Raw genomic sequence first — 21,759 nt, 5'->3', positions numbered from 1 at the left:
GATGCGGACACTCCTTTTCGGCACTTTCAGCACATTTGACGGCTTTTTTCGGGCGCTTACAAGGACTGGCATGCCGTTGTCCAGCAGAACCTTGCCGGTGGCGCTACGGTGACGACGGCGGCTTTCGGGCAATCCTACGCCATATGGGGGAGGAGGAGAGCGGCGAGAGCCGGGCCGATCCATTGACCACCGGCGATGCCGCGGCGCACGGAGGGGCGATATTCCCTGTGAATTGGCTCCGCGGCTTTCATTCCAAGGCTTTTTGCGCTTCTCTCGCGGGGCTACACATGATTCCCGAGGCGTTGCCGGCATTTGATGCGCCGGCTCGATCGGCAAGCGAGGGGTTGATGACGAAAGTACGGCAGGCGGGCGAGTATCACACGCCGATCGTGGACCGGGGAACCCGTCCGGGCGTGGTCCTGCGCATCATCCTGCTGGCCATCGTCCTGACGCTATCGGCCGGTGGCTTCATCTTCTTCAAGAACCAGCTCGAAAACGAGATCGTTCTCGGCGTTCTGGGCGTGCTCGCGATGACCGGGATATTCTTCCTGGTTTCGGCGATCATCGGATTCATCGAGTTCATGCCGGAGTACCGTTCCGACGAACTGTCCCGGACCTTCATCGATTCGCATCCGGATGGAACGCTGATCACGGATCGCAAGGGTCGGATCGTTTATGCGAACGCTGCCTATGCGGCGCTCACGGGCGCATCGGGAGAGGCGGACGTGCAGACGCTCGAAGCGCTGCTCTCGCGCAACCGCGAATCGACCGAGGCTGTCTACCGGCTGACGAACGGCCTGCATGAAGGCAAGGAAGGCTCGGAGGAGTTCCGGCTGCTGAAGCCGCTGAACACGCTTTCCGGCGGTGGGGTAGGCGCGCACTGGTATCGCCTGAAAGCACGCGTTCTACCGAACCGGGAACATGGCGGCCAGCCACTCTACATCTGGCAGATCTCCGATATCACCCACGAACGGGACGAGCAGGAACGGTTTTTCAAGGAACTCCAGAACGCGATCGACTATCTCGACCACGCGCCGGTGGGCTTCCTCTCGGCCGGTCGCAAGGGCGAGATCTTCTACATCAACGCGACCCTTGCCGAATGGCTCGGCATCGATCTCACCAAGTTCCATTCGGGAACGACGACGATCGCCGATCTCGTGGCCGGCGAGGGGCTTGCGCTCGTACAGTCGGTCCAGGCCGAGCCGGGGTCGAAGAAGACAGAAATTCTCGACCTCGACCTGCGCAAGAGCAACGGGCAGAGCCTGCCCGTGCGGCTCGTGCACCGCGTTTCCTCGATGCGTGACGGTGCGCCCGGGGAAAGCCGGACGATCGTTCTTGCGCGCGACAACGCAGACGAGAGCGATCAGTCCGCCTCGATCGCGGCGATGCGCTTCACGCGCTTCTTCAACAACACCCCGATGGCCATTGCTTCCGTTGACGGAAACGGACGCATCCTTCGAACCAACGCGCCGTTCCTCAAGCTGTTTTCGGGTGTTGTTTCGCGCGACGACATCGGCAAGGGCGCCAAACTCGAAGCGATCGTGCACGAGACGGACCGGCTGCGCATGCAGGGGGCGCTGGAATCGGCCAAGGATCGCCAGAGCGACATACCGCCGATCGATTCGCTGCACCCCGCCGACGACGGGCGGCACTTCCGCTTCTACGTCAATGCCGTGATCGACCAGAGCGAACAGGCGCCGGAAGAGGCAGCCATCGTCTATGCCGTCGAGATCACCGAGCAGAAGGCGCTCGAGACGCAGATGGCCCAGACGCAGAAGATGAATGCGGTCGGAACGCTCGCGGGCGGTATCGCGCACGACTTCAACAACGTCCTGACGGCGATCCTGCTGTCGTCCGATCACCTGCTGCTTTCGGCGCGACCCTCCGATTCGAGTTTTGCGGATCTGATGGAGATCAAGCGCAACGCCAACCGCGCTGCGGTGCTGGTGCGCCAGCTGCTCGCCTTCTCGCGCAAGCAGACGATGCGACCGACCGTGCTCAACATGACCGATGTTATCGGCGACCTGCGCATGCTGGTCGACCGCATGACCGGGACCAATGTGAGGATCGAGGCGGACTATGGCCGCGACCTCTGGCCCGTGAAGACGGATCTCGGCCAGTTCGAGCAGGTATTGATCAACCTTGCAGTCAACGCCCGCGACGCGATGCCCGACGGAGGGGTCATCACCTTCCGCACCCGCAATCTGCCGGCGGAGGAGGCGGTGCAGCTGAACCACCGTGAACTGCCGGAGGGCGACTATGTGCAGATCGAGGTTACAGACCAGGGAACGGGCATACCGCCGGAAATAGTCGACAAGATCTTCGAGCCCTTCTTCACCACCAAGGAGGTGGGCAAGGGAACGGGCCTCGGACTTTCCATGGTCTATGGCATCGTCAAGCAATCCGGTGGCTACATCTTCCTCGATTCGGAAGTGGGCAGGGGGACGACCTTCAGGATCCTGATGCCGCGATACATCGAGGAGGCCGTGCCTCTGGTCGAGCAGGCGGAGGCCGCCCGCAGTGCGGTTGCGCCCACGGCCTCGGTGCAGCCAGCGACCCAGGAGCCCAAGGACCTCACGGGCGATTCTGCCGTCGTGCTTCTCGTCGAGGACGAGGAGGCGGTGCGGCGTGGCGGAAAGCGGATGCTGGAGACCCGCGGCTACACGGTCTACGAGGCCGGATCGGGCGTCGAGGCACTCGATATTATGGACGAGTTGAACGGTGCGGTCGACATCGTGGTGTCGGACGTGGTCATGCCGGAAATGGACGGGCCGTCATTGTTGCGCGAACTGCGCAAGAGTTATCCCGATCTCAAGTTCATCTTCGTTTCCGGCTATGCGGAAGACGCCTTCGCCCGCAATCTGCCGGCGGATGCGAAATTCGGCTTCCTGCCGAAGCCGTTTTCGCTGAAGCAACTTGCCGAAGCCGTGCGGGACATGCTCGATTCGTAAATCTCGCACCGCCGCTGGCGGTAGCGAGGAGGGGCGGCACCGAGCAGGTGGGCTTTTTCAGTGAAAGCCGGTGCACTTCCCTCGTGTCAGGGGCTCGAATGCAAACCGGACGCACGATAGCGCGCGTCCGGCAGAACCTGGGCTATGCCTCAATCGGCGAGCGCGACGGCGATCTCAGCTGCGAGGCGTGCATTGTTTTCCACGAGCGCGATGTTGGTCGCGAGGCTGCGGCCGTCCGTCAGTCGGAAAAGCGTATCGAGCAGGTAGGGCGTGACCTCCTTGCCGATGATCTCATCGCGTTCCGCATTGTCGAGCGCGCGATTGATGTAGATTTCCATCTCCTCGCGCGGGATCTCGTTTTCCTCCGGCACGGGGTTCGCGATGAGCATGCCGCCGTCCACGCCGAGCTGGTCGCGCACCAGCTGGAAATTCGCGATGGCCGCGGGGCTGTTCAGCGTGAGCGGGCTTGGCAGGCCAGAATCGCGCGACCAGAAGGCCGGGAACTTGGCGCTATCGTAGGTTACGACCGGCACGCCGCGCGTCTCCAGCACCTCGAGTGTCTTCGGGATGTCGAGGATCGCCTTGGCGCCGGCACAGACGACGATGACGCTGGTGCGCGCCAGTTCATCGAGGTCGGCGGAGATGTCGAAGCTCTCCTCCGCCTTGCGATGCACGCCGCCGATGCCGCCCGTGGCGAAGACCCTGATTCCTGCGCGGGCGGCAGCGATCATCGTCGCGGCCACCGTCGTTGCGCCCGTGCGCCGCTCGGCAATGGCGAAGGCGAGATCCGCGCGCGAAAGCTTCATCGCCCCCTCGGTTTTCGAGAGTGCTTCAAGCTCCGCATTCTCCAGGCCGATTTTCAGAACGCCGTTCACGACTGCGATCGTTGCGGGAATCGCACCCTCGGCGCGTATGATCGCCTCGACGCTGCGAGCCATTTCCAGATTGCCGGGGTAGGGCATGCCGTGGGTGATGATGGTCGATTCGAGCGCAACGATGGGCGCGTTGCGGGCCTTGGCGGCCGCGACCTCTTGCGAATATTCCATCGGCAGCAAGGGGGAAACGGTTCTGGTCATTGGTTTATCCTTACGTACGGCCCTGCGGCCGGGCAGTTGACGGCGAGCGATCTCATGACAGGATTTCGGCCTCTGGCACAAGGGTAAGCGCCGCCGATAGCGACGCCTCGCTCATATTTTCCGAGACGGCGAGCGGCGAGGATACCGCGATCACGGCCGCGGCGACACCACGGCGCAGCGATTCGGCAAGGTCGTGGCCGCTCGCCCGGGCGGAGAGAAAGCCGGCCGCAAGGGCGTCGCCGGCACCGGTAACGTCGCCGACCCTATCGATCGCCGGTGGCTTGACGCGGACTGCTCCACTCTGGTCGAAGGCGATGGCGGCTGCGCCGCCGCGTGTGATCGCGCCCCCTTCAGCCCGGCGGCACGAAGGGTCTCGGGCCAGTGTTCAGGCGCGGTGGGCGCGGCACCGGTCAACGCGCGCGCCTCGGCTTCGTTCATGAACAGATAGTCGAGGCCCTCAAGGCATGCGGCAAAGCGCACGACCTTGGCCGGAGAAATCGCGATCGCCGCGAGCGGTCTTGAAGCTTTCACGGCCGACGCGGCGATCGCCTCCAGCGTCTCTGCGGGCAGATTTCCGTCGCAGAGCAGGCCATCGCTTGCCGCTATTGCCTCCCGCACGGCCCGCTGCTGCAGCCGGCGCGGCGAGAACAGCCGGTAGAGTTCCATGTCCGCCAGCGCGATCACCAGGTTGCCGTCCCGCTCCAGAATGGCGGTGTAGCTAGGGGTGGCGCGGTCGAGAAATGTGAAGGGCGTGTCCTCCACGCCAGAATCGGCGGCGGCCGCAGCCACAAGTGCGCCGTCACTGTCTCCGCCGCGAGGCGAGATCAGCCGGACCGCATGGCCGAGCCGGGCGAGGTTGCGCGCGGCATTGAAGACGCCGCCGCCGGCCTCGACGAACCATTCGCCGGGATTCGAGGCTCCCGGGGCCGTCTCGCCGCTGATGCGTCCGCGGCGATCAACATGGGCGCCACCGAGAGCGAGAATACGTAGCTTTTTCATAGTCTTCCTTGACGCTTTCGGTCTTCCCGGGAATGCCGGCGCCGGCCGAAGTGCCTTTGCACGAAGCCGTTTATCCACGCCGAAACGAAAATAGAACACTCCCCGATTGGGCAATTTTATCAGTTGGATAAATGGTGGTTGCGAAATGAGAACAAAGAGTGTACATAGCTTTCATCGACGGCTTCATTGCCTGTGTCGCTTCAATAACCTAAAGGTGGACCCAATGGCACAAAACTCTTTGCGGCTCGTAGAGGATAAATCGGTGGATAAAAGCAAGGCACTCGAAGCGGCACTTTCCCAGATCGAGCGCTCTTTCGGCAAGGGCTCTATCATGAAGCTCGGCTCGAAGGACAGCGTGGTCGAGATCGAAACGATCCCGACCGGCTCACTCGGTCTCGACATTGCGCTCGGCGTCGGCGGACTGCCGAAGGGACGCATCATCGAGATCTATGGTCCCGAAAGCTCGGGCAAGACGACGCTTGCGCTGCAGACCATCGCGGAAGCCCAGAAGAAGGGCGGTATCTGCGGCTTCGTCGACGCGGAACATGCGCTCGATCCGGTCTATGCCCGCAAGCTGGGCGTCGATCTTGAAAACCTTCTGATCTCGCAGCCGGACACCGGCGAGCAGGCGCTGGAGATCACCGATACGCTGGTGCGTTCGGGGGCGATCGACGTGCTCGTCATCGACTCGGTCGCGGCGCTCACGCCGAGGGCTGAAATCGAGGGCGAAATGGGCGACAGCCTGCCGGGCCTTCAGGCCCGCCTGATGAGCCAGGCGCTTCGCAAGCTTACGGCCTCCATCTCGAAGTCGAACTGCATGGTGATCTTCATCAACCAGATCCGCATGAAGATCGGCGTCATGTTCGGCTCGCCGGAGACGACCACCGGCGGCAACGCACTGAAGTTCTATGCCTCCGTCCGCCTCGACATTCGCCGCATCGGTTCGGTCAAGGAGCGCGACGAGGTGATCGGCAACCAGACCCGCGTGAAGGTCGTCAAGAACAAGATGGCGCCTCCCTTCAAGCAGGTCGAATTCGACATCATGTATGGCGAAGGCGTTTCGAAGACGGGCGAGCTGATCGATCTCGGCGTCAAGGCGGGGATCGTCGAGAAATCCGGCGCCTGGTTCTCCTACAACAGCCAGCGCCTGGGGCAGGGCAGGGAGAACGCCAAGGTGTTCCTGCGCGACAATCCGGACACGGCCCGCGAGATCGAGATGGCCCTGCGGCAGAACGCCGGACTGATCGCCGACAAGTTCCTCGAGAACGGCGGCCCGGAGGCCGACGACGGGAATGATGCCGCCGAGATGTGAGCGGCATTTGAATTTGGGTTCGAGAGCCGGCCTCCCGACGCGGAGAGCCGGCTTTTTCGTGGCTGGACAGGGACGGGAGTGGGCGATAAAAGCCATCAGTTCTTGCAGTTCGGGAGGGGACCGGCAGTCTTTGGCGACGGTCGGTCGAACCAGTATGTGCAGGGGCCGACCCGATAGGCGAAGGCGAAAATGCCTGTCGCATTGACGTGGTTCGGTCCGTGCAAAGCTCCGCCTGCGGCAGACAGAGGGATTGATGCGCGGACGGGCTCCCGGGCCCGGCATTTGCGCGATGCAGAGATAAAGGGCGCAAGATGAGTGGCGTTAATGAGATCCGGTCGGCATTTCTCGACTATTTCCGCAAGAACGGACATGAGGTCGTGTCGTCGAGCCCGCTGGTTCCGCGCAACGATCCGACCCTGATGTTCACCAACGCCGGGATGGTTCAGTTCAAGAACGTCTTCACCGGCCTGGAACAGCGCTCCTACTCCACTGCCGCGACTGCCCAGAAGTGCGTGCGCGCCGGCGGCAAGCACAACGACCTCGACAATGTCGGCTACACCGCGCGCCACCACACGTTCTTTGAAATGCTCGGCAACTTCTCTTTCGGCGACTATTTCAAGGAGCGCGCGATCGAGCTGGCCTGGGGTCTGATTACCAAGGAATTCGGCATCGACGCCAAGCGGCTGCTCGTGACCGTGTACCATACGGATGACGAGGCTTTCGGCCTCTGGAAGAAGATCGCGGGCCTGTCCGACGACCGCATCATCCGCATCCCGACCAGCGACAATTTCTGGGCAATGGGTGACACCGGGCCCTGCGGCCCCTGTTCCGAGATCTTCTACGATCATGGCGACCATATCTGGGGCGGCCCTCCGGGCTCGCCGGAGGAGGATGGCGACCGGTTCATCGAGATCTGGAACCTCGTCTTCATGCAGTTCGAGCAGCTGACCAAGGAAGAGCGGGTGGACCTGCCGCGTCCCTCGATCGACACCGGCATGGGCCTCGAGCGCATCGCGGCGTTGCTTCAGGGCAAGCATGACAACTACGACATCGACCTGTTCCAGGCGCTGATTGCAGCATCCGTCGAGGCGACCGGCGTTCCGGCCGAAGGTGACCGCCGGGCAAGCCATCGCGTGATCGCCGATCACCTGCGCTCGGCGTCCTTCCTGATCGCCGACGGCGTGCTGCCCTCCAACGAAGGTCGCGGCTATGTTCTGAGGCGCATCATGCGTCGTGCCATGCGCCATGCACAGCTCCTCGGGGCGAAGGATCCGCTGATGTGGAAGCTCCTGCCGGCGCTGGTCGGCCAGATGGGCCGTGCCTATCCGGAGCTGCAGCGGGCCGAAGCGCTCATTTCGGAGACGCTGAAGCTCGAGGAAACCCGCTTCCGCAAGACGCTCGAACGCGGACTTGGGCTGCTTTCGGATGCAACTGCAGGCCTCGACAAGGGCGATACGCTCGACGGCGAGACCGCGTTCAAGCTCTACGATACCTATGGCTTCCCGCTCGACCTGACGCAGGACGCGCTGCGCGGCCGCGGCATTGGCGTCGATCTGTCGAGCTTCACAGACGCGATGGAGAGGCAGAAGGCAGAGGCCCGCAAGAGCTGGGCCGGGTCCGGCGATGCGGCGGCAGAGACGATCTGGTTCGAGCTCAAGGAAAAGGCCGGCGCGACAGAGTTCCTGGGTTATGACACCGAGGGTGCGGAAGGCGAGGTCCAGGCGATCGTGCGCGACGGTTCCGCAGTCGAGAGCGCGGCTGCCGGCGAAAAGGTCCAGCTGGTAATCAACCAGACGCCATTCTATGGCGAATCCGGTGGCCAGATGGGCGATACCGGCACGATCACCACCGATCATGCCCGCCTGACCGTCACCGATACGCAGAAGAAGGCCGACGGCCTCTTCGTCCACAATTGCGTCGTTGACGAGGGAACGATCAAGACGGGTGATGCCGTTGCCCTTTCGGTCGATCACGGCCGCCGTTTCCGGCTCCGCTCGAACCATTCCGCGACCCACCTGCTGCACGAGGCGCTGCGTGAGGTGCTTGGGACCCACGTCGCGCAGAAGGGATCGCTGGTGGCACCCGAACGCCTTCGCTTCGACGTGTCGCATCCGAAGCCGATGTCCGCGGAAGAGCTCAAGGTGGTCGAGGAGATGGCGAACGAGATCATCCTTCAGAATTCCCCTGTCACCACGCGGCTGATGACGGTCGATGATGCGATTGCCGAGGGCGCAATGGCGCTCTTCGGCGAGAAGTACGGCGACGAGGTTCGCGTCGTGTCGATGGGGCAGGGAGTTCGCGGCGCCAAGGCCGGCAAGCCTTACTCCGTCGAGCTCTGCGGCGGCACGCACGTATCGGCGACGGGCGAGATCGGTCTGGTCCGGATTCTCGGAGAAAGCGCTGTAGGCGCCGGCGTTCGCCGTCTCGAGGCGGTTACCGGCGAGGCGGCCCGTGCCTATCTCGCGGAACAGGACGAGCGGGTGAAGACGCTCGCCACGACCCTCAAGGTCCAGCCTGCCGATGTCCTCTCACGCGTCGAAGCGCTGATGGACGAGCGCCGCAAGCTGGAGCGCGAGCTCGCTGACGCCAAGAAGAAGCTGGCGCTTGGCGGTGGCGGGGCAGGTGACGGTGCAGACGCCGTACGCGATGTCGCCGGACTGAAATTCCTCGGCAAGGTCGTTACCGGCGTCGAACCCAAGGACCTCAAGGGGCTCGCCGACGAAGGCAAGAAGAGCCTCGGTTCGGGTGTGGTCGCCTTTGTCGGCGTCTCTCCTGATGGCAAGGCAAGCGCGGTCGTTGCAGTCACCGACGATCTTACCAATCGTGTCAGCGCCGTTGACCTGGTGCGGGTCGCTTCCGCCGCGCTCGGCGGCAAAGGTGGCGGTGGACGTCCAGACATGGCCCAGGCCGGCGGCCCTGATGGCGGCAAGGCTGGCGAAGCGGTCGAAGCTGTCGCGATCGCAATCGCCGGCTAAGGCGCTTCAACCGCGGGTGGCTTGCAATCCCCGAGTTCGGTTCGGCGGGTTCCAGGTGTTCATCCTGCAGAAGCCGGTTTGGTTATTCAGTCAGGTTCTGGCGGCCCCGAAGATTTCGGGGCCGTTTTGCGTATATGGCGCCTGGTAACCTTGGGACGCGGCAGGCTTCCATTGGACATTAGACGCGTCGGATGCGTGTGGCGCGTCCCATGGGGAGAGGCGTCGTAGGATCCCCGCCTTCATCCGGAGTCGCCTCCTTATCCATCTTCTTTCCCTGGTCGGGCATCACCCGGAATTCATTTGCAAAGTCTTCAATCTTGGCTGGTACTTTCAGGCTGCCGTAGGGGTAAGATTCTTGCTTGAAGTCCTGATAAGTCTGCCGACCCTGTTGGTCTGCACGTTCCTGTCGACACTCGTCGTCGGGATATTTCTGCTTCTCCACCTGTATTCCGGGCGCAGGACCGCAGCGGCGGTATACTGGTGCGTCTCGATGTGGGTCGGGTCGGTGGCGAGCGTTCTGCTCGGCCTGCGTACCGTAATTGCACCGGAACTGTCGATCGGCGTCGGCAATGCGCTGGCTGCCCTCGGCTACAGCCTCACCTGGGCGGGCTTCCGCTCCTTCGACCACAAGCCTGTCTCGCGGATTGCCGTCGCGGCGGGGCCGGCGGCATGGACGGCCGCCTACCTGTTCTCCGATACTTTCGCTGCGGACATGAGCCTTCGCATCATTCTCATGTCGGTGGTCACCACGGCCTATTCGCTGGCGATGGCCCGCGAACTCCTGGCCGGGCACAGGCGCGAGGCTTTGCCGTCGCGCCGGGTCATCGCAATCCTGCTCGCCAGCCATGCGGTGATCTACGCGTTGCGTATTCCCTTCGCGATCCTTTCGCCCGTTTCCGACGGCAGCAGAGCTTTCGTCTCTCCATGGTTCGCGGTCTTCGCGCTGGAGATCTTCCTTCACACGCTGATCGTGGCTGTCTCCGTCCTGATCCTGTTGAAGGAGCGCAGTGAGTTCGTCTACCGGCATGCCGCGCGCACCGACGCCCTGACCGGGGTCCTCAACCGGAGTGCCTTCATGGAAGAGGCGACATCGCAGCTCCGCCGCCGTCTGCAGACCGGCGTGCTCATGTTGCTGGACCTCGATCATTTCAAGGCGATCAATGACACTTACGGCCACCAGGCGGGCGACCAGGTGCTGCGCGGCTTCGCCGCGGCCATATCTGCGCGGCTGGCGGCAGGAATGGTGTTTGCCCGCTTCGGTGGAGAAGAGTTCGTGCTGTTTGCGCCCGACCATGACCTCGATCAGGCCATGGAATTCGCCGACGGGCTTCGGAGGGAAACCCAGGCACTGTCGGTCAGCCACTACGGCACGCCAATATCGGTGAGCGTCAGCATCGGGGCGGCGTCCGTGCTGCTGTGCGGAGGGGATCTCGACGACCTGATTACGGCGGCCGATTGCGCGCTCTACCGGGCCAAGGCGGAAGGCCGCAACCGCGTCTCCATTGCCGGGCCGGCCGAAAGCCTGATGCAGGTGGCGGAACGGATGCGTGAAATGGACATCGCCGAACCTCTTGCCGCCGTAGCTCGATAGCGCGGAGCCCGAAAGGCCTCGAAGTCTCGTTCCAGATGTTTCCCCCGGTCTTCCCCTATGCCGGCGTGTGATGCGTCATCACGCCGAAATGCTGCAGACCCTCGATCACGCCGTCGGCACAGGAGCGCTGCGCCATGTAGTGCCGGTCCTCGTGGCTCGTGAGGCTTCGAAGCTCCTCCAGTGCGTTGGCGACGACAATGCCGCGCACGTCCGCCAGCAGGAACATGTCGCTGTCGTTTCCCGTGTCTCCAGCGACAACGGTATCGGAGAGGTCCACGTCCAGTTCCCGGCAGAGCCAGGTTAGCGCCGCGCCCTTGCTCGCGGAACGCGGCAGGACATCGAGATCTCGGCTGCTCGAATAGACGAGACGCGCGGGAAGTCCCGCATCCGCAAGGCTTCGCTCCAGCTCGGTAATCGTCTCCTCGTCGGCGTCGTGCAGGTGCCAGCTCGACTTGTGGGCATGCTGGACCGCCTCGTCCTGCAGGCTGATACCGTCGATGCGCCGCATGATGCGCATCAGCGCTTCACGCTCGAAGGGCTGACCCAGCGTCTGGCCGAAACGCTGTCTGCCGGTCACGTCCAGCCGGCCGCCGATCATCGTGCCGACGCCGCCGATCGTGTAGTCGGGTTCCGGCAGGTCGGAAACCGAGAGCAACGCCTCTATGTCGTCGATCAGCCGGCCGCTATTGTAGACGAGTATCGGACGGGTGGCCGGGTTGAGCGCTTCCCAGAAGGCGCGGAAGCGCTGGGTGGCGTGGCGGTCGCCAAGCAGTGTGCCGTCCAGGTCAGAGGAAAGAAGCCGGATCATCTCAATCCCCGTCGTTCCATGGTTCCGCCCAGTCATCCGCGTCGAGCGCCTGGCGCATCGGCCGTCCCTCGATGAGGGCGATCAGTTGTTGCGCGATGCCGGTCCAGGTGAAGAGGCTGCGTGCCTTGTGTGCGCCCATGCGCGACAACCTGCCATAGAGGCGTGCGTGCTTCAGGGGCTTCATCATGGTGATGCCGAGATCATATTTGTCGAAGGGATCGGCGAAGAGCGCGTGACGTCCGTAGCTGACGGCGCGGAAAAGGCCACCATGGACCGTAATGATCGTCGGCGTACCGCTCGCCATCGCCTCGATGGCAGTCATGCCGAAGGGCTCGTAGCGGCTGGACAGGACAAACAGATCGGCGGCGCGGTAGTAGTCGGCGAGATCCTCGTCGGCGACGAACCCTGCGAACTGGACGCGATCCTCGAGCCCGATTTCTGCGACGCGCTGCTTAAGCTGGGTGAGAAGCGTGCGCTCCTGCTCGTCCAGCTGCTCGCCGCCAAGGGCGAGATGGAGCACCGCTTCGGGTTCGCGTTCGGCCAGGACGGCAAACGCATCGATCAGCAGGTCGTATCCCTTGTTGGTGGCAAGCCGGCCAAGGGCCAGAACCGTCTTTCCGTGGAATCCAAAGCGCTGGCGCGCCATCTCGCGCGAAGCGGACGAGACCGGGAAGAAGCGGTTGTCGTCGTAACCCGGCGGGATCATGTGGACCCGGTCCGGCTTGAGGCCATAGTCGCCGGTCAGAACGTCGAGCTGGATCGGTGTGGTCGCGACCACCGTGTCGCAGCTTCGGTAGACGATCAGTTCGTGCTTGATGCGCTCGGAGAAATTGAACTCGGCCTCGAAGCTTGCGGCCTTGTCCGGATAGTCGGTCTCCATCTGGCGCTTCTTCCAGATGCCGAGGGAGTGCGGGGTGTGGATGTGCGGAACGGCGAGGGCTTCGGACAGGCGCTGGCCCGCCACGCCCGCGTCCCAGTAGTGGCTGTTGATGAAGATGTAGTTCAGATCGTTGCGCTTGATGAACCTGAGGGCGGTTTCGCACCATTCCATCAGGTAGCGGTGAAGGTATTCCTTCGGAATGAAATCACGCCCGCCACAGGGAATGCGGACGACCCGCACGCGGTCCTCGACCTGATCTTCCGGCGGCTGGTTTTCAAATTGTCTGGTGAATATGTCTACGCTGTAGCCGAGTTTGGCAAGTTTCTTGGCGAGTTCAAGGACATATACCACCTGCCCACCGGTATCGGCTGCGCCGAGCGGTGGATTAGCTGCAACATATCCGTGGGTGGAGACCAAGGCGATCCTTGGAAATCTTTCGTGATCACTGTCATTTGTCATGGCGTTACGAAAGCTAGGGCGATGGAACCTTGGGTCAACCCCACTTCATCGAATTCGTTCCAACGCATCCGCGTAATCGACACGCTGGGCTCGGCACCTCGGTCGAACTCCAAACGAAAAAACCCGGCACGAGGCCGGGTTTTCTATGAGTGCGGGATGCGAACGCCTGATTAGGCGGCCATCGCCTTGCGCAGGTTCTCGTCGATCTTGTCGAGGAAGCCGGTGGTGGAGAGCCACGGCTGATCCGGACCGATGAGCAGCGCGAGGTCCTTGGTCATGAAGCCGGCCTCGACGGTGTCGACGCAGACCTTTTCGAGGGTGTCGGCGAACTTCGCCAGTTCGGAGTTGCCGTCGAGCTTGGCGCGGTGCGCGAGGCCGCGGGTCCAGGCGAAGATCGAGGCGATCGAGTTGGTGGACGTTTCCTCGCCCTTCTGGTGCTGGCGGTAGTGACGGGTGACCGTGCCGTGAGCGGCTTCGGCTTCGACTGTCTTGCCATCCGGCGTCATCAGAACCGAGGTCATCAGGCCGAGCGAGCCGAAGCCCTGCGCGACGATGTCCGACTGCACGTCGCCGTCGTAGTTCTTGCAGGCCCAGACATAGCCGCCGGACCACTTGAGGGCGGAGGCCACCATGTCGTCGATCAGGCGATGCTCGTACCAGATCTTGGCTTCCTTGAACTTCTCGGCGAATTCGGCGTCGAAGACCTGCTGGAAGATGTCTTTGAAGCGGCCGTCATAAACCTTGAGGATGGTGTTCTTGGTCGAGAGATAGACCGGTACCTTGCGCTGCAGGCCGTAGTTGAACGAAGCGCGGGCGAATTCGGTGATCGAATCGTCGAGGTTGTACATTCCCATGGCCACACCAGCCGAGGGCGCGTCAAACACGTCGTACTCGATTTCCTTGCCGTCCTCGCCGACGAACTTCATCGTCAGCTTGCCCTTGCCGGGGAACTTGAAATCGGTGGCGCGGTACTGGTCACCGAAAGCGTGGCGGCCGACGATGATCGGCTTGGTCCAGCCGGGGACGAGGCGCGGCACGTTCTTGCAGATGATCGGCTCGCGGAAGATCACGCCGCCGAGGATGTTGCGGATCGTGCCGTTCGGCGACTTCCACATCTTCTTCAGCTTGAATTCCTCGACGCGTGCCTCATCGGGAGTGATGGTCGCGCACTTGACGCCGACACCATGCTTCTTGATCGCGTTTGCCGCGTCGATCGTCACCTGGTCGTCGGTCGCGTCGCGGTTTTCCATCCCGAGGTCGTAGTATTCGAGGTCGATGTCGAGATAGGGGTGGATCAACTTGTCCTTGATGAACTGCCAGATGATGCGCGTCATCTCGTCGCCGTCGAGTTCGACGACAGGGTTGGCGACCTTAATCTTCTTCATGGATTGCCTCGTAGCCTTGTGGGGCTGGAGAGCCCCGTTCGTGAACTGAAACCGAATGGGGCTATAGCATTGTGAGCCCGGAAGGCAAAGCCGACGGCGCGCCCCGGTGCTTTATTTTGCGCCCGCTCTGCTTATGGTCCGCGGCCGGGTTGGCCGCCACGCGACAACCACAATCCTGTCGCCATATGCGGGCGCAATACTCCAGGAGAATACTCATGAAACGCCCAAGCCTCGTTGCACTCGTCACCCTCCTGCCGTGCCTGGCCTTCGCCCAGGACGCTACGGCTCCGGTGAACGAGGTCATGAACGCCGTGACCGAGAACTGGAAGGAACTCGGATCCGACGAGGACGCACCGCAGAACTACGTCGACTACTACAGCGAGGACTTCCTGAAGCGCCTCTACAGCAAGGATTTCGCGGCGAAGTACCACGAAGCCGCCAAGTATCCGGCCTATGAGGAGGGTGAATCGCCCTTCGACTACGATACGATCGCCATGGGGCAGGACGGTTGCCCGATCAAGGACCTCAAGATCGAAGCCGCGCCCGCCGCCAACGGAGTTACCGACGTCAAGACGACGTTCGACAATACCCATTGCTTTGGAGAGCGGGCTCCCGACTGGAAGCCGGCCGAAGTCCATTTCAGCGTGATCGAGGAAGACGGAAGACCCGTCATCGACGATATCCTGCGGGTCATCGACGGCACGCCCGATTCGCTGAAGAAGGAGATGGACGAAATCGCGGCCGACGGAGCCAAGGGCGGTGTCGCGCCGACGCAGGAGGAGGACCCGGAGTAAGGCCAGCGCCTCCTGTCCTTTCATTTCAATTCCTTTTGTGCGAGTGAAACCCGCAAGAGAAAAGGCTGGACCGGAATGGCAGGAACGAATAGCGAGCGCGAACTGATAGCGGAAGGACCGGCGATCATCCTGGTCCATCCGCAACTCGGGGAAAACATCGGCATGGTGGCGCGCGCCATGGCGAACTTCGGGCTGGCCGAGCTCAGGCTCGTCAATCCCCGCGATGGCTGGCCGAGCGAAAAGGCAATCTCGGCGGCCAGCAAGGCGGACCACGTCATCAACGCGGCCCGCGTGTTCGCCTCCCTGGAGGAGGCGGTTGCCGACCTCAACTTCGTCTATGCAACGACCGCGCGCGACCGCTACGGCTATAAGGAAGTGCGCTCGCCGGTCTATGCGGCCGAAACGCTGCGCACGCGCTTTCGGGCGGGCGAGACGACGGGCATTCTTTTCGGGCGCGAGCGCACCGGTCTTACCAACGAGGAAATCGCCCTTGCCGACGAACTCGTGACCTTTCCGGTGAATCCGGCCTTCGCCTCGCTCAATCTCGCGCAGGCCGTTCTGCTCATGAGCTACGAATGGATGAAGACGGGCGTGACGTCGCCGAACGCCACCGCCTTCCAGGCCTTGCCGCAACGGCCGGCCGAGAAGAACGAACTCCAAGGCTTGTTCGATCATGTGGAGGAGGCGCTCGATTCACGAGGCTACTTCCGCCCCGCCGCCAAAAAGCCGAAATTGATCGAAAACCTTCGCTCCGCACTTACCCGCCCCTCCTTCACCGGTTCGGAAATCCAGGTCTTGCGCGGCATCATTTCCTGTCTTGATCGTTTCACGCGCGAATCCCCTCGCGGCGCCGGCGCACCTGCCGTCAACCGCACGCGCAACCGACGGCCGAAGGTCGCCCGTGACGAACAGTAAGGCAAAGCCCGTTCTGGTCTTCGACAGCGGCATCGGCGGATTGACGGTGCTCAGGGAAGCGCGCGTCCTGATGCCGGAGCGGCACTTCACCTATGTCGCCGACGATGCGGGATTTCCCTATGGCGGGTGGCAGGAGGAGGCACTGAAGGAGCGCGTGGTCACGCTGTTCGACAGGCTTCTGACGGAGCATGACCCCGAGGTCTGCGTGATCGCCTGCAACACGGCGTTCACGCTCGTTGGCGCGGACCTTCGGGCCGCATTCCCGAACATGCGCTTTGTCGGCACCGTGCCGGCGATCAAGCCCGCGGCAGAACGTACGCGTTCCGGGCTCGTGTCCGTATTGGCGACCCCTGGCACTGTTAAGCGTGCCTATACGCGCGATCTGATCCAGTCCTTCGCCAGCCAGTGCCATGTGCGTCTTGTCGGTTCGGAAAACCTTGCGCGGATGGCCGAAGCCTATATTCGCGGCGAGGCGCTCAGCGACGAAGCGGTGAAGGCGGAAATCGATCAGTGCTTCATCGAAAAGGACGGCCGCAAGACGGACATCGTCGTGCTTGCCTGCACGCACTATCCCTTCATGGCCAATGTTTTCCGTCGTCTTGCTCCCTGGCCGGTCGACTGGCTGGATCCAGCGGAGGCGATCGCGCGCCAGGCCCGCCGTCTTGTGCCTGCCATCGCGGAGTTCATCCCTGATGACGGCGAGGACATTGCCATCTTCACCTCGGGAGCACCGGACTTTTCGACCCGGCGGCTCCTGCAGGGATTCGGATTGAAGGTGAACCGGACCGGCGACGACGGAAAATCGTCGTCGTAAGCGATACGTGCATTCCCTGTGGGTTATCGCAATCGACGCCACGATTGCCCGTAAAACCGTGGTAGAGCCTTTCAGGGTCCCTAACACAAGATAAACCATGTTCACGGCCGATGCGGCTGTACGAACAGGCCTGACGAAGAACGAGGAACGAATGAAGGTCGGCATCGACATGGGAACGGCGCAGGGCGGCGCGCCGGCCACGCTCGATATCGAGGAACTGCTGGCAACGCGCCTTCTGGTGCAGGGCAATTCCGGTTCCGGGAAATCACATCTGCTGCGCCGCCTGCTCGAGCAGTCCGCGCCGTGGGTGCAGCAATGCATCATCGATCCGGAGGGGGATTTCGTCACGCTCGCCGACAAGTTCGGCCATGTGGTGATCGATGGCGAGCGGACCGAAGCCGAACTCGTCGGCATTGCAAATCGCATCCGTCAGTATCGCGTCTCCTGTGTCCTGTCTCTCGAGGGACTTGAGGTCGAGCAGCAGATGCGCGCGGCAGGCATCTTTCTCAATGCCATGTTCGACGCCGACCGGGACTATTGGTATCCGGTCCTGGTGGTGGTCGACGAGGCGCAGATGTTTGCGCCTTCGGTGGCAGGCGACGTGGGCGAAGAGGCGCGCAAGGTTTCCCTCGGCGCCATGACCAATCTGATGTGCCGCGGCCGAAAGCGAGGTCTGGCGGGCGTGATCGCCACGCAGCGCCTTGCCAAGCTTGCGAAGAACGTTGCGGCGGAAGCCTCCAACTTCCTGATGGGGCGTACATTCCTTGATATCGACATGGCCCGTGCAGCCGACCTGCTCGGCATGGACAGGCGGCAGGCGGAAATGTTCCGCGACCTCAAGCGTGGTTCGTTCGTGGCGCTCGGGCCGGCCCTCTCGCGCCGCCCGTTGCCGGTGACGATCGGCACGGTGGAGACTTCCGCACGCTCCACGAGCCCGAAGCTGATGCCGCTGCCCGAGGCGCCGGCGGATGTCGAAGACCTGATCTTCACGCCCGATGCGGAGGAATTCTCCCGCCCGATCGTCCGCCGGATTCCGCCCCAGCCGCGGCCGACCACGGACATACTCGCGGAACTCTCACGTGCGCGGCCGGAGCCCGTCTCCGTCGAGCCGCGCGCTGCCGCGCCCGAGATGCCGGAGGCGGAACGGGAGGCCTTGCTCGATCATGTGCTTGCCGAGATCCTCGGCAATCCCGGTGCGGCCTTTCGCCCGGATGCCGAACTGTTCCAGGATTTTCTCGTGCGTTGCCGAATCCGCCGCGTACCCGGTGCGCCGCTGTCTTTGCCGGCCTTCCGCCGCAAGATGGCGGTGGCGCGCTCCGGCGTTGATGCCGAAACGGCGGCCTCCGAGATCTGGCAGACGGCCCTCGATCTTTCCCGTCAGGTGACGGAAGACCTTCAGGGCGTGTTCCTGCTGGTCGCGCAGTCAGCCGTGCGCGGGCTTGCCTGCCCATCGGATGCGATGATCGCACGCGCCTACGGAACGCATTCGGCTCGCCGTGCGCGCCGGCTGCTCGGCTATTTCGAGGAGCAGGGGCTTGTCGTCGTCCACAGCGATCTTGCGGGTCACCGCATCGTCGCCTTTCCTGATCTTTCCTGCGAAACGGCGCCGGGCGATCCGAACGCGTCGGACCCCGGCGCCGACTCCCGCGACGCTGCGGAGTAAGGCTTACGCCTCTTCCGTCACCTGCTTGACCTCGTCGTTGCGGGTCGCCCAGAGCGAGCCGAGTATGCCGGCTGCGAGGATCGCGATCGTCACCCCAAGCGAGATCATCGGCGGGATCTTGGCGAGCCCCAGCATGTCTGCCACGAAGATCTTCGAACCGATGAAGACCAGAACCGTCGCCAGCGCATACTTCAGGTAGGCGAAGCGATGGATCAGTGCGGAAAGCGCGAAGTAGAGTGCGCGCAGGCCGAGGATCGCGAATATGTTGGAGGTGTAGACGATAAAGGGATCGGTGGTGATGGCGAAGATTGCCGGTATCGAATCGACCGCGAAAACGAGGTCCGCGAACTCGACCAGCACCAGCGCCAGCAGCAGCGGCGTGACGAAGGTGCGCATGCGGCCGGTCTTTTCGTCCTTTTCACGCACCAGGAAGCGATCGCCATGCAGCCTGTCGGTGACGGGCAGGCGGCGGCGCAGGAACTTCAACAGCGGATTTCCTGCGACGTCATATTCCTCGTCGGCGGAGAACAGCATCTTGATGCCGGTGAAGACGAGGAAGGCGGCGAACAGGTAGAGGACCCAGTCGTAGTTCTCGACGATGGCGGCGCCCGCGCCAATCATGAGTCCGCGCAGGACGATGACGCCGAGGATACCGTAGAGCAGCACGCGATGCTGATAGTGCCTCGGAATGGCGAAGTAGCCGAAGATCATGGCGATGACGAAGATGTTGTCCATCGCCAGGCTTTTCTCGACGACGAAGCCCGTGAGATACTCGATGCCTGCCTGCTGTCCGGCCTGGAGCCAGACGAAACCGCCGAAGGCGAGGCCGAGCGTTATGTAGAAGGCGGAGAGGAGAAGGCTTTCGCGAATGCCGATCTCCTTGTTTTCCTTGTGAAGAACGCCGAGGTCGAGGGCGAGGAGGGCAAGGACGATCGCGATGAAGGAGAGCCACAGCCATACTGCGGTCCCCTGGAAGTCGTGCATAAGAAAATCCATATAGGGTTTCCTACGCCGGATACGTTGATGTTTGCAGCTCCGACATCACGGGTCATCCGGCTTCACACGTCAGAGGGGCCCGGTGCTGCGTGGGGCGGCATGTGGGTACAGGAACGCCGATCCGCAAGGTGCGTTGACATTCTTGTGAAAACGCCTTAGAGACCCCGCCAACGCCGGGCAGAAATGTCCGGTGTTTCATTTGACATGTCCCGTGGTTCCTCCGGTCGCGTATCGTGAGAAACCTGTCAGAAGGCCTGAAACGGCATTCAAAGGAGGGCGTGTTTCCTTGATCCGGTCTGGCAACGGACCGGTGTAACTGTTCGAAAGGAAATGCGATGAGCAAGCGCGCTGCATCGAAGTACAAAATTGATCGCCGTATGGGCGAAAACATCTGGGGCCGTCCGAAGTCCCCGGTCAACCGCCGCGAATACGGCCCGGGCCAGCACGGCCAGCGCCGCAAGTCCAAGCTCTCCGACTTCGGCGTGCAGCTGCGCGCCAAGCAGAAGCTCAAGGGCTACTACGGCGACATCCGCGAGAAGCAGTTCCGCGCGATCTACGACGAAGCCAACCGCCGCAAGGGTGACACCTCGGAGAACCTGATCGGCCTGCTCGAATCGCGTCTGGACGCGATCGTCTACCGCGCCAAGTTCGTTCCGACCGTTTTTGCTGCCCGTCAGTTCGTCAACCACGGCCACGTGAAGGTGAACGGCGTTCGCGTCAACATCGGTTCCTACCGCTGCAAGGCTGGCGACGTCATCGAAGTTCGCGAAAAGTCCAAGCAGCTCGTGACGGTTCTAGAATCGATCGGTCTCGCCGAGCGTGACGTTCCGGACTACATCGAAGTCGATCACAACAAGATGGTTGCGACCTTCGCACGCGTTCCGGGCCTCACCGACGTGCCGTACCCGGTCGTCATGGAGCCCAACCTGGTCGTCGAATTCTATTCGCGTTAATCCAGGCCTCGGCCCATCATCTTTCGAAGAAGCCGCCCCGTCAGGGCGGCTTTTTTGTTTTCAGGGCAGGGTGCACGCGGCGGACGGGCAATCACACATTGTGCTTTCCCTCATCAATGCCTTGCGTTATCGCTTGCTGCACCAATCCACCCCATGTGAGCCCGACCGATACGGTCTTCCGGGACGAAAGTCGCCGGCCAGAGGGAATAGTGATGACCGACTTGCAATCCATAGTCGAAGAGATCGCGCGCGAACTGGAGCCCCGCTTCGGCGAGGGACGGGTTGCCGACTACATACCGCAGCTCGCACGCGTGAATCCCCGGCAGTTCGGCATTGCGGTGACGACGGTCGATGGCGACATGTTTCTTGGTGGAGACGCGGAGGTGCCGTTTTCCATCCAGAGCATTTCCAAGGTTTTCACGCTCACTATCGCGCTCGGCAAGCACGGCGAATCGATCTGGTCGCGCGTCGGCCGCGAGCCTTCGGGGTCGGCCTTCAATTCCATCGTGCAGCTCGAACGTGAAAACGGCATACCCCGCAATCCCTTCATCAATGCGGGCGCGATTGCGATAACGGACCTCGTGCTCGCCGGCCATACGCCGAAGGAGGCCATCGGCGAGATCGTCCGTTTCGTCAGGTATCTTGCAGACGAGGATGGCATCGTCGTCGATCACGAAGTGGCGAAATCCGAAGCCGCGACCGGGTTCCGCAATCACGCGCTTGCCAATTTCATGCGCTCCTTCGGGAAGCTGGATCATCCCGTGGACCATGTGCTCGGCGTGTACTTCCACCAGTGCGCGCTTTCGATGAGCTGCCGGCAGCTTGCGAAGGCCGGCCTCTATCTGGCAGGTGGTGGCCGCAATCCGACGACGGGACATCGCGTCGTTTCCCACCTGAGGGCACGGCGGATCAATGCGCTGATGCTGACCTGCGGTCACTATGACGGCTCCGGCGAGTTCGCCTACCGGGTGGGGCTTCCGGGCAAGAGCGGCGTCGGCGGCGGCATACTCGCGATTGCGCCCGGCAAGGCTTCGATCGCCGTCTGGTCGCCGGGTCTGAACGACAACGGAAATTCGCTGCTCGGTTCGACGGCGCTCGAGATGCTGGCTGAGCGGACTGGCTGGTCGATATTCGGCTACTGAGCGCGTTTTTTCCGCGCTTGGCGGGGTGCGACCAGAAAGCGCTTGA

15 protein-coding genes and 1 pseudogene are annotated in these 21,759 nt (G+C 62.6%); 10 read left to right on the top strand and 6 right to left on the bottom strand.

Features of this window, described 5'->3' with window-relative positions; translation table 11 throughout:
- The first annotated feature begins 347 nt into the window (after nucleotides 1-347).
- A complete protein-coding gene (locus F3Y30_RS14870; protein ID WP_203423434.1) occupies nucleotides 348-2,951 on the top strand; it encodes an ATP-binding protein in 2,604 nt (867 codons plus the stop codon).
- Between the two features lie 149 nt (nucleotides 2,952-3,100).
- On the opposite strand, the gene F3Y30_RS14865 is transcribed toward F3Y30_RS14870, so the two are convergent.
- Both F3Y30_RS14865 and F3Y30_RS14860 read right to left on the bottom strand, forming a co-directional pair.
- The gene (locus tag F3Y30_RS14865) at nucleotides 3,101-4,027 is read right to left on the bottom strand and encodes a pseudouridine-5'-phosphate glycosidase (RefSeq protein ID WP_203423433.1); all 927 of its coding nucleotides are present in this window, start codon (nucleotides 4,025-4,027) and stop codon (nucleotides 3,101-3,103) included.
- Nucleotides 4,028-4,079: 52 nt separating this feature from the next.
- Nucleotides 4,080-5,026, bottom strand: a pseudogene (locus F3Y30_RS14860) (carbohydrate kinase family protein).
- A 223-nt stretch (nucleotides 5,027-5,249) separates the two neighbouring features.
- Between F3Y30_RS14860 and recA the strand changes: the two are divergent.
- The 3 genes from recA to F3Y30_RS14845 all read left to right on the top strand — a co-directional run bounded on the left by recA (nucleotide 5,250) and on the right by F3Y30_RS14845 (nucleotide 10,904).
- The gene (gene recA, locus F3Y30_RS14855) at nucleotides 5,250-6,338 is read left to right on the top strand and encodes a recombinase RecA (RefSeq protein WP_203423432.1); all 1,089 of its coding nucleotides are present in this window, start codon (nucleotides 5,250-5,252) and stop codon (nucleotides 6,336-6,338) included.
- A 311-nt stretch (nucleotides 6,339-6,649) separates the two neighbouring features.
- Nucleotides 6,650-9,313 carry an alanine--tRNA ligase gene (gene alaS / locus F3Y30_RS14850; RefSeq protein WP_203423431.1) on the top strand — a complete coding sequence of 888 codons (2,664 nt, stop codon included), beginning with the start codon at nucleotides 6,650-6,652 and terminating at the stop codon, nucleotides 9,311-9,313.
- Between the two features lie 355 nt (nucleotides 9,314-9,668).
- Complete coding sequence (locus F3Y30_RS14845; protein ID WP_203423430.1) at nucleotides 9,669-10,904, top strand: GGDEF domain-containing protein; 1,236 nt, start codon at nucleotides 9,669-9,671, stop codon at nucleotides 10,902-10,904.
- 55 nt (nucleotides 10,905-10,959) lie between these two features.
- On the opposite strand, the gene F3Y30_RS14840 is transcribed toward F3Y30_RS14845, so the two are convergent.
- From F3Y30_RS14840 to F3Y30_RS14830, 3 genes are all read right to left on the bottom strand, one after another.
- On the bottom strand, nucleotides 10,960-11,712 hold the full coding sequence (locus tag F3Y30_RS14840) for an HAD-IIB family hydrolase (protein WP_348649846.1): 753 nt from the start codon (nucleotides 11,710-11,712) through the stop codon (nucleotides 10,960-10,962).
- A 1-nt stretch (nucleotide 11,713) separates the two neighbouring features.
- Nucleotides 11,714-13,051, bottom strand: coding sequence for a glycosyltransferase family 1 protein (locus tag F3Y30_RS14835; protein WP_203423429.1), 1,338 nt, complete (start codon nucleotides 13,049-13,051; stop codon nucleotides 11,714-11,716).
- Between the two features lie 170 nt (nucleotides 13,052-13,221).
- On the bottom strand, nucleotides 13,222-14,436 hold the full coding sequence (locus tag F3Y30_RS14830) for an NADP-dependent isocitrate dehydrogenase (protein WP_203423428.1): 1,215 nt from the start codon (nucleotides 14,434-14,436) through the stop codon (nucleotides 13,222-13,224).
- 215 nt (nucleotides 14,437-14,651) lie between these two features.
- Between F3Y30_RS14830 and F3Y30_RS14825 the strand changes: the two genes are divergently transcribed.
- The 4 genes from F3Y30_RS14825 to F3Y30_RS14810 all read left to right on the top strand — a co-directional run bounded on the left by F3Y30_RS14825 (nucleotide 14,652) and on the right by F3Y30_RS14810 (nucleotide 18,622).
- Nucleotides 14,652-15,230 (top strand): hypothetical protein, encoded by a 579-nt coding sequence (locus F3Y30_RS14825; protein WP_203423427.1) that lies wholly within the window; start codon nucleotides 14,652-14,654, stop codon nucleotides 15,228-15,230.
- 75 nt (nucleotides 15,231-15,305) lie between these two features.
- A complete protein-coding gene (locus F3Y30_RS14820; protein ID WP_203423426.1) occupies nucleotides 15,306-16,145 on the top strand; it encodes an RNA methyltransferase in 840 nt (279 codons plus the stop codon).
- Nucleotides 16,132-16,959: a glutamate racemase gene (gene murI / locus F3Y30_RS14815; RefSeq protein ID WP_203423425.1), complete on the top strand. Its 828-nt coding sequence runs from the start codon at nucleotides 16,132-16,134 to the stop codon at nucleotides 16,957-16,959. Before F3Y30_RS14820 ends, murI begins: the two co-directional genes overlap by 14 nt.
- Before the next feature lie 151 nt (nucleotides 16,960-17,110).
- A complete protein-coding gene (locus tag F3Y30_RS14810; protein ID WP_203426632.1) occupies nucleotides 17,111-18,622 on the top strand; it encodes an ATP-binding protein in 1,512 nt (503 codons plus the stop codon).
- A gap of 3 nt (nucleotides 18,623-18,625) precedes the next feature.
- Here the strand turns inward: F3Y30_RS14810 and F3Y30_RS14805 are convergent, their stop codons facing one another.
- Entirely contained in the window at nucleotides 18,626-19,618 is a 993-nt protein-coding gene (locus tag F3Y30_RS14805) for a TerC family protein (RefSeq protein WP_203423424.1), read from the bottom strand.
- A 335-nt stretch (nucleotides 19,619-19,953) separates the two neighbouring features.
- On the opposite strand from F3Y30_RS14805, the gene rpsD reads away from it, so the two are divergent.
- The gene (rpsD, locus tag F3Y30_RS14800; protein ID WP_203423423.1) at nucleotides 19,954-20,571 is read left to right on the top strand and encodes a 30S ribosomal protein S4; all 618 of its coding nucleotides are present in this window, start codon (nucleotides 19,954-19,956) and stop codon (nucleotides 20,569-20,571) included.
- Nucleotides 20,572-20,783: 212 nt separating this feature from the next.
- Nucleotides 20,784-21,713, top strand: coding sequence for a glutaminase (locus F3Y30_RS14795; RefSeq protein ID WP_203423422.1), 930 nt, complete (start codon nucleotides 20,784-20,786; stop codon nucleotides 21,711-21,713).
- The last annotated feature ends 46 nt before the right edge of the window (nucleotides 21,714-21,759 follow it).

Origin of the sequence: Sinorhizobium sp. BG8, assembly GCF_016864555.1 — a bacterium.
Taxonomy (GTDB): Bacteria; Pseudomonadota; Alphaproteobacteria; order Rhizobiales; family Rhizobiaceae; genus BG8.
The sequence above is the reverse complement of the archived record's forward strand: the minus strand, read 5'-3'. Positions and strand labels throughout refer to the sequence as shown.